Origin of the sequence: Planctellipticum variicoloris (genome assembly GCF_030622045.1) — a bacterium.
GTDB lineage: Bacteria > Planctomycetota > Planctomycetia > Planctomycetales > Planctomycetaceae > Planctellipticum > Planctellipticum variicoloris.
In genome coordinates, this window is sequence record NZ_CP130886.1 from 5457626 (window position 1) to 5470441 (window position 12816).

A 12816-nucleotide genomic window follows, 5' to 3' on the forward strand; every position below is an offset into this window, starting at 1 on the left:
GGTGCATCGCCTTTCAATACTCCGCAGCAAACTGTCCGGCTCATTTGCGTTGGTTCTCCTGAAGCTGTTCCGCCTTGTAACGTTCCAGCGTGCGGATCTGGCTCGTCAGCTTGGACTCAGGGCCAGCCGGAAAGTACTGCACGTGATCGGGAAGGTAATACCCCTTCTCCCGCGGCCGACTCTCTCCCAGATTACCGTTCGTCTTCGTCGATGCTGCCGCAGCCAATCGCCCGCCCCTCAGTCGATTCTCAATGTTCAGCGCATCCGCCGGCATGGGTCGTGCCGTCTCCTCGGCGGCAACTTCGATTTGCAGGAACACCGCCAACATCACAGGCGATTCTGCTCCCCTTCCTTCCGACCGCGAATACAGCAAGGCGGGCCGCCGCCGCGTGAGGAGTTGTGTCTCACCCGGTTGGCATTCGACGGAAGTCTGAAAACAAATCGCCGTGAGCCCCGGGACCAGCTCGCCGTTGACCTTGACCGCACTGGCCTGATCGAGACGGCTGGACTGCAGCAAAAATTCGACCTGGAGCTGCTTGCCACGGCATTCCAACTTGGCCTCGACGTGATCGCCGTAGAATTTCTTGGCAGCCGTCGCAGGTCTCTGATGAGATGGGGGGATCGGAATCTCAAACTCACCCCCCTGCCGATACGTAGCAGGTTTTCCAGCGGTCGCCGCCAGCGACGGCTCGGCCACCAGCTTGACCGGCCCATCGGCGCGAATCAGTTGCTTGAGCTGCCGCAGCAACTTCTGATCGGATCCCACGGAAGGAATCACACTCGGGTCGAGATACAGCGCCGCAGCCAGCTCCGGATAGTCGACGGCAAGCCGCGCTCGATCGATCTCCAGGGCCGTCACCTGCAGCAGAAACTGCCCGGCCGAGGATGCCTGCTCATTCTCAGCGCGCTGCAGTGCCAGCCGAACGGGTTTTGCCAGTTCACTCTCCCCCGCGGCCTCCAATAGTTCGACGGCCTGCCGCAGAAGTTTCAGGCGATCGGTCGGCGGAGCGTCCTCGGCCATCAGACCGGACGCAAATCCTCCCGCAACCAACAGAGCAAAGAGACTGCGCATCATCATCCCTTCCGTGAGAGGTGACGGGGGTACAAACCGCGGGAACTGATCGCAGAAACCGGCAAATGCGTCAATCGCCATGCGTGCAGTGCGAGCCTTCACCAAGCCGGCTCGTTCGCTGGAGCGGCAGGGGCTTCACGTCCTTCCATTTCATTCTTCTTCTGTATCTTCCTCCGCGCTTTCCGTGCTTCGCTCTCTGCTCCGTCATTCGCGTCCATTCGTGCCATTCGTGGTTGTCTCCCCTCTTTCTCTTCTCCGCGTCCTCCGCGTCCTCCGCGTCTCAGCGGTGAAATCTCCCTCCAACCGGCAGATTCCGCCGGTCTGCGCGCGTTACAAGCATCGCGACTCCAGATTTCCTCCCAACCAGTCGATCCAGTGTTGTCGGATCGCGACGAAGGATCGTGGTGCGGGCCGACGACACCATCGAAGCAGGGATCAGGGATGGCCAGGCGGATTCTTGTGACCGGTTCGGGAACGTTCTTCGCCGCACGGCTGATTCACGATCTCGTCCGCCGCGGCTGCGAAGTCACCACCGCCGACAGCCGCCGCTGGTCACCCGGCAAGGCCGTCAAAGGGGTCGCCCGCAAGGTCGACGTCCCCGTCCTCGGCACGGACCCGGAGGGCTACCTCAACGCCATCCTGGCGGAACTCGACGCCCGCCCGTACGACCTGCTTTTACCGCTGTTCGAGGAATCGCTCCTGCTGGCCGAGAATCGCTACGAAATCTGCCAGCGGACGCGGCTGTTTCTGCCCCCCTTCGAAACGATGCAGCAGCTCCACCACAAGCCCAGCCTCGACGCTCTCTGCGGCAAGATCGGCATCCCCTCGCCCCCGACCGTCGCCGCCCCCGATCTCGAACGCCTGCAGACTGCGGCCGGCCGCATGGGCTACCCCGTCGTCCTCAAACTGCCCATGAGCAACAACTCCGTCGGCCGGACCTACTGCGACAACGCCGACGAATTCGCCGACAGCTTTGGCAAACTCTCCGCATCTCAACACGCCCGCGGCGCCGAGCCCCCCTTCGTTCAGAAGAAAATCGACGGCGATCCGGTCTTCACTCTCTGCTACTGCCAGAAGGGCCGCAAGTACGCGGAAGTCGTCTACCGGACCCGCCGGACGTTCCCCCAGGACGGCGGCACGGCCGCCCATCGCGAATCGATCGAGCATCCGGCGATTTCGGCGATCACGGCCAAGCTGGTTCGCGCCACCGAGTGGACCGGATTTCTGGGTCTCGACTTTCTGGTCGACCGCAGCGACGGCACCCCCTGGCTCATCGACGCCAATCCTCGGGCCAACCCCGCGATTCAGCTCGGCTTCCTCTCCGGCCTCGACTGGTCTGAGCTCATCCTCAACCAGCTCCCGGGTGGCACGCTGGAACGACAATCCGCGAAGCCCGGCGTCCACGCCCACGCCCGGCTGCTCGACATCGGCTGGCTGTTGGAAGGTCTGATTCCCGGCCGGGCTTCACTGTTGAAGTTCCCCGCCCGACTGGCCCGTTTCATCCGCCCGGAGTGGCCCGTCGCCTCACGCGGCGACCTGCTCGAGATTGGCGAGTACGGCTCCTTCGCGGCCGTGACGCTTCATACGCTCTACGGCTTCGCAAAGTCCCTCCGGACTGGCCGCCAGATCGGCGACATCCTGCTCGAAGATTCGAACTACGATCCGACGACCGCGGCCGAGTTCCGCAAACGGATCGCCGGGAACGCAGACATCCGCCGCGCCGCGTGACAGCCCGGGTGACACGCCCAGTGGGTTTGCGATGGGCGTGTCTGCGCGTCGAAGTCCACGCCCTTCGAAGACTCAGGGCGTGCCACCCCGAATGGACGTGGTCCGCTGGTGTTGCGACGTGGTCCGACTACGCCGCGTTCCGCCGGGTATCCGTCGTTTCCTCAACCACAACGGGCATGGCTGACGACTTTCCCGCGGAAATCTGCTCCAGTCGCCCGCGAATCGCCGCCACGGCCGTCGGCGTTCCGTTCCAGACGCCCCGGTAATGCTCCAGCCCGGCGCGATAGGCCGGCACGCAATCCAGAAACCGTCGCAACAGTTCGGGTGTCACAGCATCCAGTGTCGCGAAATCCCCGACCCCCATTTGCCGCAGGTAGTGCGAATTGATGAGCTGCTCGTGATGCAGCGGTTCCGGAAGCGCGAGGACCGGTTTGCCGAGATAAACCGACTCCCCGAGCAACTGGTTTCCCGCCGCACAGATCACGGCAGTACAGCCCGCCAGATCGTCGACAAACCGGTGCTCGTCGATCTCGCAGAATCGGAGACCGCCCATCGTCGGCATTGCCCCCAGTCCGTAGACACGGACATTGCGTCCCAGGGACAGAAGGGCTTCCACGACGGATCGTGGCGTGAATTTTCGCAGGTACGAGACAAGATAGCCGTCGTCGTGCGTGCGGGCTGTCGCGACATCCGAACGGATCATCGGCCCCACCTGCCGGACATGCTCCCACCCGGCCTTGAGAGGCGGCGCATAGAACGCCGACGCGATCACGTCATGCGGCCCCGGATAGCACCACCGGACGACCCAGTTCATCCACCAGGCATGCCGCTGCAGATCGGCCGGCAAGGCGGAGAGATTGCACGCCGCCAGCACATGCTGGTGGTCGAACGCAATCAACGGCGCCCCTTCGACGCGGGCAGCGCGCGGCAGCGCGGGATCGAAGTCCGAGATGGCCAGGTCGGGACGAATCGCCTGGATCTGCCGCCGGATCGCGCGCGCGACCTTCGGCAACTCCCACGCGGCATACTTGAACCCGCAGGCGATGGTTCGATTGAGATCCAGCCTGCCATTGCGGTAGACGAATCGGAGGCCGGGAATTCGCATCAGGTGGATCGGCAGATCGGTGTGCGCCCAGGCGGGAGCCAGAAACTCGTACGCGTCGTCCGGCGCGAAGAGCCAGAATTCGTGCTCGGGGACAAGCTGCTCGACGAGGGTCTTGACCCGCGCTGCGTGACCCCGTCCCTCGCCCGCCATGCTGTAGAAGATTCGAGCCATGAGCGCCTCCCTGTCCGGCTCCGGCGTATTCCCCCCGCTGACAAAGACTAATGCGCTGCGGCCGGCGGACCGGCAAGACCAGTTCGGAATTCTTGATCAAGTCTTCATCAGGCCAGGCCGGGGCCAACATCTTTTTTCGCTGGCAAGCTAACCGGCGTCAGATCAGAATGACCGATTGGCAAGCCGGTCAACGGAGTCCACGCCATGCGACGCTTCGGTCCATCCCCCATCGACATCTTCGCCGGCTGCCTGGTTTTCGTCGTGGTTCTCGCCGTCACGCTGCTCCCGGTTCTTCATTCCTGCCGCGTGCTGCTTCGCCCATGACGGCGAAAGACGCTCACTTCTCCTTTTCGCCTCGCTCCATCCCCGCCACATCCAGCCGCCGACCCGCCCGCCACAAGCCCCACCCCAGCAGCAGCGTCAACAGCACGATCCCGCTGATCAGCACGTTCGGATCGTTCCAGGGCCGCCACCGCGCCAGCGGCGCCGACAGATTCTCTCGTGCCTCCGCCAAAGCCCCAGCGACCTTCGGCGGCCCCTCACGCAACACCGCCGACAGCGCCGCCGTATCAAACCGCCCCGGCTCCGCGTCCGGCGATCCATACTCCAGCCGGTACTTCTCGCCGTCGGTGGCCAGAAAAATCAGCTCGTACCGCGGTCCGGAGAGCTCGACCCCACGGATCGCCAGCGGCGGATTGTCGCCGTTCTCGATCGCGACCTCGTACCGGTTCCACCGACCTTCGGGCAGCTTCAACGTCAGCTCTTCCTTCTGGAGGCTTCCGACCGCGAAGCATGTCAAAGCTCCCGTCATTTGAACATGATGCACGGCATCCGAATCAACGTCCGCTTCAACCCTCACGCTCCGGCTGAAGTTCTTGTCGTCGGTTTTGACGCGAAGGGCGGTGATCGGCTGCCGACCCGCTTCAATCGCCACCAGCGTCCGATGCTCCTTCTCGTCCTCCGTCTGCGTGAATCGGGCCGGTTCATACGTGTCCAATCGCGGCTCGGTCGCCTGCGCGCGAACTTCATCCCGATAGAACTCCACGCGATCCACGCGGAACGGCCGCCGGGCGATCGTCGTCCGCTCCGTCCGATTCGTCTCTGCGCCACCCTGCAGCCGTCGATGCAGTTCCAGCAGTTGCGACTCCTGCTCGGCGGTGACATCCGTGATGGAGAAGCGAAACCGCCGATGGTCGCCCGCCGTGAAGGGCACCGTGTCGTTGCGAGCATCGACGAACCGCGAATAGTCGAAGATCACGCCCGGCGGACCGGCGGAAACCCAGGTCGTGCCATCGGCCGAGGACTCGACGCGCACCTGGTGTTCGAAATCCCGCAGCGGCGTGACGATCCGAAGGCCGGTCGGTTGAGGCTCCTTCTCGCGGAGAGCCAGTTCGACCACCAGGCCCCCTTCCGGCTCCACACGGGCCGCGGTTTGTTCGGCAGCCCACGAATGCCGGTCGGTCCGCGTTTTCGTCCCCATTGCCGGCTGGATCAGGAAGGAAACGATGTTTCCCTTCGAGTCGTACAGCCGGACGTCCGGCCAGCGGTCGCGCGTCGCCGCATAGAATGGCTCGTCCAGCGGCACAGCGACCGCGGTTGTCTCGGTGATTTCCGGGAGAGAGACGTCCCGCTGCCAGCGAAATCCGGGAGCATCAGCCGCGGCGCAGGGGAGCAGACTCAGCAACGTCAGCAAGAATCCGGCGACGCAGCGCATCAGTGGGGCTCCTCGGCAGGTTCCGCAGCCTGCAGGGTAAAGGTCTCGCGGTACTTCAGATAGACGAACGAGCCCGCCAGCACTACGACGCCCAGCACGATGAAGGCGATGATCCGGTAGAACTGATCCAGCTCCGCCAGGTCCCGGAAGAAGACCTTGCCGATCACGATTGCAAACAGCACGAGCCCCGCATACCGCAGCGGTCGCTCGTTCCGCCAGATCCCCCGCAGCAGCCAGCCGAAGGCGAAGACCGACCAGAGGATCGAAACACCTCCCGGCCGCATGCCGTCGAGAAACGCGTGCAGGAAGGTATTCAGCTCCAGCGTCAGAAAGACGAACAGCGTCCCCATCCCGCAGATCGCGAACACGGTCGACGCCTCCGCATTGCGCAGCTTGCCGCCGGCGCAGACCCAGGCGATTCCGAAAAACGCAATCACCGAGCCGAAGTCCACCAGCCGCAGCGCCGCATCGTGGAACGAGTAGTCGCCGCCATAGACGAATTGCGACGCCAGCGACCAGGCCGGGATGTCGATGAGGCACAGCTTGATCAGCACCGCCAGCAGACCCACGGCAACCGCGCCGGTCAGGACTCTGCTGTTCCGCGCGACCGCCTCCCACAGCAGCAAACCGCACAATCCCAGCCACAGCACCGTCAGCAGCGGCAGTTTCAGCGGGGCATACGTGAAGCCCACCGTGCGGTTCAGTTCCAGGTGCAGATACAGAAACAGCATCGCCAGCGCCAGACCGACGATTGCCCGCGGCGCCCAGTCGGCGGGAATTACCTCCGGTAGATCGTTCTCTGGTCCAACAGTTGCCTCTTCATCCGCCTGCCAGCCCAGCAGCAACCGGTAGGCGCCGCCCAGCGACAGCACCGGCACGCCGAACATCACCAGCCGCTCGATCAGGTGCGGCCAGTACTCCGCCCACGCCATCCCCGCCGCCAGCGGCTGGGCAAACTGCCCCGGCAGATCGATCAGCGCGAAGCGGAACAGCACGAGGCCATAGACCACGAAGCTGACATACCGCAGCGTCCGCGAACCGAGCTGCCGGCCGATCCACAAGAGCACCAGCGCCTGCAGCGCCCAGCTCACGGTGATCCACTGCCGCGACAGCACCAGCGGCACCGTGACAATCACGAAGAACGACGCCAGCCCCAGGAAGCTCACCAGCAGCTCCCGATCGACCAGCTTCCGCATCAGGAAGTAATACACGTGCAGCGTGTAGAACGCCGCCAGCCCCAGCGTCACCGCCGCCGCCCATTCCCGGCTGTAAGCGTGCGAGACCAGCCGGTAACTCTCGCCGAAATAGACGAAGGCATTCACCAGCAAGGCCGCCAGATCGAACAGGTTCGACCGCGCGCCGTTCACCAGCTTGAAAAGAAACGTCATCGTCGAAAACAGCACGAAAAACGCCGTCAGAAATGGCAGCACGTTCCAGAACTGCGAGACTTCGTAATCCCGCATCGCCGCGAAATACAGCGCATACGTGCAGACGAAACTCAGCAGATTGACCAGCGGCCAGTTCTTCCAGTAACAGACCCCCAGCACCCCAGCCCCGAGGACCAGCATGTAGCCGTACAGACCGACGAAATCGACGACGCCCGTCGAGAGCATGATCGGCGTGCCGTATCCTCCCAGGATGCCGAGCACGGCGATCAGCATCGACGAGAACCGCACGGAGATGCCGCCCGCCAGGACGGTGATCAGCCCCATCAACGCGAACGCCGGCATCTGTTCCACGAGGTGATAGAAGATCGCCGCCGCAAACACGCTGAAATACAGCATGGCCAGCCCGCCCCCCATCAGTCCCTGTCCGAAGACGTGGTACCGATCCCCGAGCAGCCGGGTTCCCGCGGTCAGCAGCCCCAGTCCGGCCATCGCCGCCAGCGCCACACGCGCGCCGGGATGAATCAGGTTGTGGTCGAAGGAATACTTCAGAAAGAAACCGACGCCGACCACGAGAATCAGAATCCCCAGCCGCAGCAGCCACTGGCTGGCGATGGCGTACTCCATCGACACGCCCGTCGGCAGAAATTCCTCCCCGACAATGATCCAGCTCCAGATCTTCTGCAGCGTTTCTTTGGCGGCGGTCTCGAAGCGTCCGGGCATTCGCGGAACTGTCGACTGTGTGGGCCGCGAGAGAGCCTCCGTTTGACTGGACGGTCGCGTCGGACCGCCTGACCCGGCTTCCGAAACGTCGTCGAAGATCGGCTCGACGGGCTCGCCCCGGACCGGTGGCTTCCGTGCGTTTGCAAGTTCTTCCGCCAGCCGCGATAGCGGCGACGGACCTTCGGCGACGGTCTCGCGCAGAATCTCCGCGGGTTGGGCGAGGGGGGCCGACGTTCTCGGGACTGCCGCTTCTACTGGGGCGAGCCGGCTGACCACCAGCTCGCGCCGCAGGGCCGCCAGTTCCCGCTGCAGCCGGGCAAAGTTCTCGGTCTGATCTCGACGGATCTGTCCGAGCAGAATGAAGCCGAACAGCGGCACCCCGATGACCGCAGCGACGCAGATCAGGAGGACAAAGCCGATGAATTCTTCCATAACGCGCCCGCTGGCCGGAGCGATCCCCGTTCCGCTGCCCGTCTCGCGAAGCGACACTCACTTCGATGCGGCAGGCGCAGATGCGGTTCCCGGCTCAGCGCATGCTACCGCTCGCCTGAGACCAACGACAGGCGGATTCCCGCCAGCGACCGCCCGCCGGCATCACCCGAGTTCCGGGCTGTAGCTGCACCGAAACCAGTCCCGGTCCTCGCAGACCGGTTCTCCGCGGCACATTCGCAGCAGCGGGCGCTGGACGGACAACCCGGCCTGTTGCAACAACGCAGGAACGTCTACGGAGTCGGTCGGCACATCAACGATCACTGACTCTCCGTCCAGTTCTCGCAGGGCATCCAGCAGCAGCGCCAGCGCCGCGTCCTCGGTTCCGCAACACGGCCCGAGCTGCGTCGCCAGACGTCCCGGCCGCTCTGCCAGAAACCCGACGATCCGACCGTCCGGAGAACGCGCAACCAACGGCGGCGCCGTGGCAAACAGGTGCCGCAACAGCTTCGCCCGGTCCGTGCCAGTCGATCGCCGATCCAGCGCCAGCAACTCGTCATGCACCGCCGACGACGACGATCGAGCGATCCACAGCCCCCCCGGCTTGGGCAACCCGTCCGCCACCGGTCGTCCGCTCCAGCGAGTCAACTCGAACTGAGGCACGAACCCGGCCCGTTCATAGACCGGTCGGCCGAGCAGCGTCGCGTCCAGCCGGACGGTCTTCGCCCCCGCCCGATCTGCGAAGTCCAGCCCCGCCTCCACCAGTCGCCGACCAATCCCCTGCCCGCGGAGCGACTCTTCAACCAGGACCATCGCGAGCCAGGCGACCGGACCGAACGTGCAGCAGGCTGTCGTTCCGACCAGACGTCCGTCCCGCTCGGCGGCCAGGCAACCGCCCGGCTCCAATTCCAGCATCCGCCGCCAGTCGACTTCAAGCTGATTCCACCCGGCCTGCTCCGATAACCGGAGGGCCGACGGCAGATCGGCGGCCGTCAGTTGACGAATCGTCAGCGGGATTTCGACCATTCTCCTGGTCCTCGTCGGTTCGGCATTCCGGCTCCATCGCTGGGTATTTTATCTCGACTCCGACCCAGCGAAACAGCGATGTCGAACAGCGAGTACGAGGGGACCGGCGGCAAGTCGCATCTCCGGCGAGTCGCGATTCCCCATTCCCTGCTCGCCAGCTCCTCAAGCCGCCTTCCGCCCCGAATCTCGCTCCGCAATCTGCAGGGCCGGCAGCGGCACGGCCTCCACCTCCGGTCCCACATGCCGTTCCAGCAGATGCAGCATCCGGGCCGCCAGGTGATCCCGGTCGAAGTGCTGGGCGACGTGTTCCCGGCCGTTCGTGAAGCGGCAGCGCTGCTTCTGAATTTCGCGGACGCAGTCGATCAGCGACTGCGGATCGTCCGGCGTCATCGGAATGCCGGCGGCGCCGTGCAGCACGATTTCCTGCGCCTGGCCGCGGACGCCCATGATGATCGGCACGTTCATCGCCATGATCTCGAAAACCTTCGACGGGATCACCGTGCCGAACAGCTCCGTTCCCCGCAGATGGACCAGACAGGCATCGCAGGAGGCCAGCACGTCTTCGACCCGGTCCTTGGACACCAGGCCGGTGAAGCGGATCGACGTCAATCCTCGCCCGGCCGCTTCGCGTTCGAGCGAGGCGCGCTCTGCTCCGTCGCCCACGATCCAGAAATGGACGTCGTCCCGCCCCTGCTTCCGCAACTGGTCCGCGGCCTCCAGCACGACTTCCAGGCCGTGCGCCATGCCGATCGTTCCGACATAGGCGCAGACGAATTTCCCGGTCCCGCCCCACTCGCGTCGGACCGCGGGGTCGCGCTCGCGCGGCTGGAACCGGCACAGGTCCACGCCGTTCGGAATCACTGCCATCTTCGCCAGCGGAACCTTTCGCAGCAGCAGTTGATCCCGGTAGCCATCACCCACCGTCACAATGAACTGGGCCGCCGCGTACATCCGCAGTTCCAGCCATTCGAGCACACGGATGGTCCAGGATCGCCGCATTGCGCCGACGGTCACGATCGACTCGGGCCAGATGTCGCGGATCTCCAGCACGAATGGCCAGCGGCGGATCCAATGACACAGCACGCCCGCCCACCCGCAGAAGAACTGCGGCGACGTGGCGACCACGACGTCGACTTTCCGCAATCGGATCGCGGCCCAGACGGCCGTCAGCATGTACGAGACGAAGTTGAGAATTCGTCCCAGAAATCCCTTGTTCGCCGAGAGCCACGACCAAACGCGGATCACGCGGATGCCGGCCACAGTCTCTTCCGACCGCCAGGCGTTCCGGTAGCCGTCGAAGACGACGCCGGTCGGACAGTTCGGCACGCAGGTGATGACCGTCACCTGATGCCCGGCCTGCACCCAGCGGCTGCAGTGCTCGAACGTCCGCGACGCCGGGGCGTTGACCTCCGGCGGGAAATAGTGCGTCAGAAACAGAATGTGCATGGTCGCGTTTCCCGGACCGCGGCAGAGTCGCGGCTGCCGCCAGTCGCTCGAACTTCAGTCGTTAGGAATCATCAAAGCTTGAACCACGAATGACACCAATGCCACGAATCGGAATGGAACCACGGAGGTCACTGAGAACACGGAGAAAGGACAACTCCAGGTGGCAAAGACATTCCTGTCAGTGCTGCGTTTCTTTGACTTCTTTTGGATTTCGCGTTTCGAGTTTCGGATACCGTCCCTGCGTTTCACCCCACCACAAACCGCGTCATCACCCGCACGGGCAGCTCCGCCCGGCACTGCCACGTCAGCCGGTTCGTCTTCACTTCCAGGCCATACTCCGGATGCCACGGACGCTGTTCGACGCGCAGGTCGAGCGGGGTCTCGGACGTGATTGTTACTTCGACCGCGGAACCCGCCGCTTCCAGCCGCCATCCGTCGGCCGTCGGCGCCCACGTCCAGTCGGGATGCAGCAGCCAGCCTCCCGCGAGCGAATGGAGCTGCCTGCCGGTCACCGTATCGACAATCTGCAGCGCGCGACCATCCACGGTCACCGACCGCGAATGCTGCGGCTGCCCCGGCAGCAAATCGTAGCCGTCGTGCCCCGCCGAGCCGGTGAAGCCCGTGTCAGTTGTCTGAGCCATCACGTTGCGCGGCTGCGCCCGCTGGCCTACGCGGAAGATATCCCAGACTTCGCTGGAATCGGTGTCGTCGATGCAGACCGTGTTGTGCGAGCTGGTGGCGCGGTCGTACCGCCGGCGATCATCGCGGTCGTACGAGAACGTTCCCGGATCGACCAGCAGCGAACGACCGCCGCACCACGCGTCGAGCGTCAGCGTGTCGGCGTGGGCATGGCCCGGCTGGTACTGCGGACCGACGGGACCGACATCCCAGCAGACCGTCCACGGATTTCCCTGCCAGGCGACAATGCCTGTCGAGGTCAGATGCCGCAGCCCGCGCGGCGGCAGCACGGGAAACGGTTCGCCCATCCTGCGGACGATTTCCAGCATCGCCTCGGGTTCGCAGACTGCATGCCAGGCGGCGTCGTTGAACAGCGGAAACTGACCGTCGGGCGCCAGCACCCAGCGTAGATAATCGGCCATGCTGCCGCAGGCGTCATGAATCATACGGACCGCGTCGCTGTCGACGAGCAGGCATGCCAGCGAGACGAAGTCTTCCATGACATGAATGTGATACATCGGGCTGCGTTCGAAGTGCCCGCCGTCGGCGAGAACCTGTTCGCGCGCCTGCTCGACCGCCAGCTCTGTCGCGGCTTCCAGCCAGCGATCTCCCTGCCGTCCGCCGAAGAACCGGCCCGCCCAGGCCAGCCCCACCGCGTCGCGCAGCAGATGATTCCCGCGCAGATCCCACTCCAGGTGATGCTCCAGGTGATCGGCCTGACGCACGAGCGAGCGGAGGATCTTGCGGAGCAGATCGGGGTCGTCGGCCCAGTGCTCCGCCTTCAGCACCTGCAGGGCTCGAATCCACCAGCCGATCCGCGTGGCGATGGCGAAGGAGTTCCACGCCAGATGTCCGGACCCGAGCTTCCGCAACGGCGCTTCGGACAGCCAGTGACGCCAGTAGTCCTTGAGCAGCGGCCACGCCTCGGAATGCCCGTTCCCGGCGGCCTCGGCCAGATCGTAGATCCAGCCGTGATAGTGCAGGGTGACGGTCCACAACCGACCGACCTCGACCCCCGCATTCCGCCAGTCCGGATCGCGTCGCGACAGTCGAACTATCTGGTGCAGATGTTCGAAGTCGCCCCGGGTCAGCGCTTCCACCGCCTTCGCTCCGACGGGCCCCGCCCGATGGAACAGCGGGACGCCTGGAAAGGAAGGACGCAGCCGCGGAATGTTGTTCTGAGCAAACGCATCTTCCGGATCGCGATCGGCGGGCGGAGCCGTCCAGGCGATCGGCAGCCGTCTTTCGAGCGCGTACCGCGCCCGCCACAACACCTGCGAAGATCGCAAGTGCCGCATCGTCCGCAGCAATCGAGAGACGTTTGGAACGTGCATGGCCC

The 12816-nt window shown here is 64.6% G+C and carries 8 protein-coding genes; 1 reads left to right on the plus strand and 7 read right to left on the minus strand.

From position 1 onward, the window contains the following. Nucleotides 1–40: 40 nt before the first annotated feature. Nucleotides 41–1075, minus strand: coding sequence for a type II and III secretion system protein family protein (locus tag SH412_RS21295; RefSeq protein ID WP_336520039.1), 1035 nt, complete (start codon nucleotides 1073–1075; stop codon nucleotides 41–43). Nucleotides 1076–1513: 438 nt separating this feature from the next. Between SH412_RS21295 and SH412_RS21300 the strand changes: the two genes are divergently transcribed. Then, nucleotides 1514–2800 carry an ATP-grasp domain-containing protein gene (locus SH412_RS21300; protein WP_336520040.1) on the plus strand — a complete coding sequence of 429 codons (1287 nt, stop codon included), beginning with the start codon at nucleotides 1514–1516 and terminating at the stop codon, nucleotides 2798–2800. A gap of 127 nt (nucleotides 2801–2927) precedes the next feature. Here the strand turns inward: SH412_RS21300 and SH412_RS21305 are convergent, their stop codons facing one another. The 6 genes from SH412_RS21305 to SH412_RS21330 all read right to left on the minus strand — a co-directional run bounded on the left by SH412_RS21305 (nucleotide 2928) and on the right by SH412_RS21330 (nucleotide 12811). After that, nucleotides 2928–4076, minus strand: a complete 1149-nt coding sequence (locus SH412_RS21305; protein ID WP_336520041.1) for a glycosyltransferase family protein — start codon at nucleotides 4074–4076, stop codon at nucleotides 2928–2930. A 337-nt stretch (nucleotides 4077–4413) separates the two neighbouring features. Further along, entirely contained in the window at nucleotides 4414–5790 is a 1377-nt protein-coding gene (locus SH412_RS21310; protein ID WP_336520042.1) for a hypothetical protein, read from the minus strand. Beyond that, nucleotides 5790–8387: a DUF2339 domain-containing protein gene (locus SH412_RS21315; RefSeq protein ID WP_336520043.1), complete on the minus strand. Its 2598-nt coding sequence runs from the start codon at nucleotides 8385–8387 to the stop codon at nucleotides 5790–5792. Before SH412_RS21315 ends, SH412_RS21310 begins: the two co-directional genes overlap by 1 nt. A 105-nt stretch (nucleotides 8388–8492) precedes the next feature. After that, complete coding sequence (locus SH412_RS21320; protein WP_336520044.1) at nucleotides 8493–9353, minus strand: GNAT family N-acetyltransferase; 861 nt, start codon at nucleotides 9351–9353, stop codon at nucleotides 8493–8495. Between the two features lie 162 nt (nucleotides 9354–9515). Next, complete coding sequence (locus tag SH412_RS21325; protein WP_336520045.1) at nucleotides 9516–10799, minus strand: glycosyltransferase family 4 protein; 1284 nt, start codon at nucleotides 10797–10799, stop codon at nucleotides 9516–9518. Between the two features lie 245 nt (nucleotides 10800–11044). Continuing rightward, complete coding sequence (locus tag SH412_RS21330; protein WP_336520046.1) at nucleotides 11045–12811, minus strand: alginate lyase family protein; 1767 nt, start codon at nucleotides 12809–12811, stop codon at nucleotides 11045–11047. Nucleotides 12812–12816 lie beyond the last annotated feature (5 nt).

Coding starts and splice junctions, on each gene's coding strand:
- SH412_RS21295 (WP_336520039.1), bottom strand. CDS start 1,075: ATGATGCGCAGTCTCTTTGCTCTGTTGGTTGCGGGAGGATTTGCGTCC.
- SH412_RS21300 (WP_336520040.1), top strand. CDS start 1,514: ATGGCCAGGCGGATTCTTGTGACCGGTTCGGGAACGTTCTTCGCCGCA.
- SH412_RS21305 (WP_336520041.1), bottom strand. CDS start 4,076: ATGGCTCGAATCTTCTACAGCATGGCGGGCGAGGGACGGGGTCACGCA.
- SH412_RS21310 (WP_336520042.1), bottom strand. CDS start 5,790: ATGCGCTGCGTCGCCGGATTCTTGCTGACGTTGCTGAGTCTGCTCCCC.
- SH412_RS21320 (WP_336520044.1), bottom strand. CDS start 9,353: ATGGTCGAAATCCCGCTGACGATTCGTCAACTGACGGCCGCCGATCTG.
- SH412_RS21325 (WP_336520045.1), bottom strand. CDS start 10,799: ATGCACATTCTGTTTCTGACGCACTATTTCCCGCCGGAGGTCAACGCC.
- SH412_RS21330 (WP_336520046.1), bottom strand. CDS start 12,811: ATGCACGTTCCAAACGTCTCTCGATTGCTGCGGACGATGCGGCACTTG.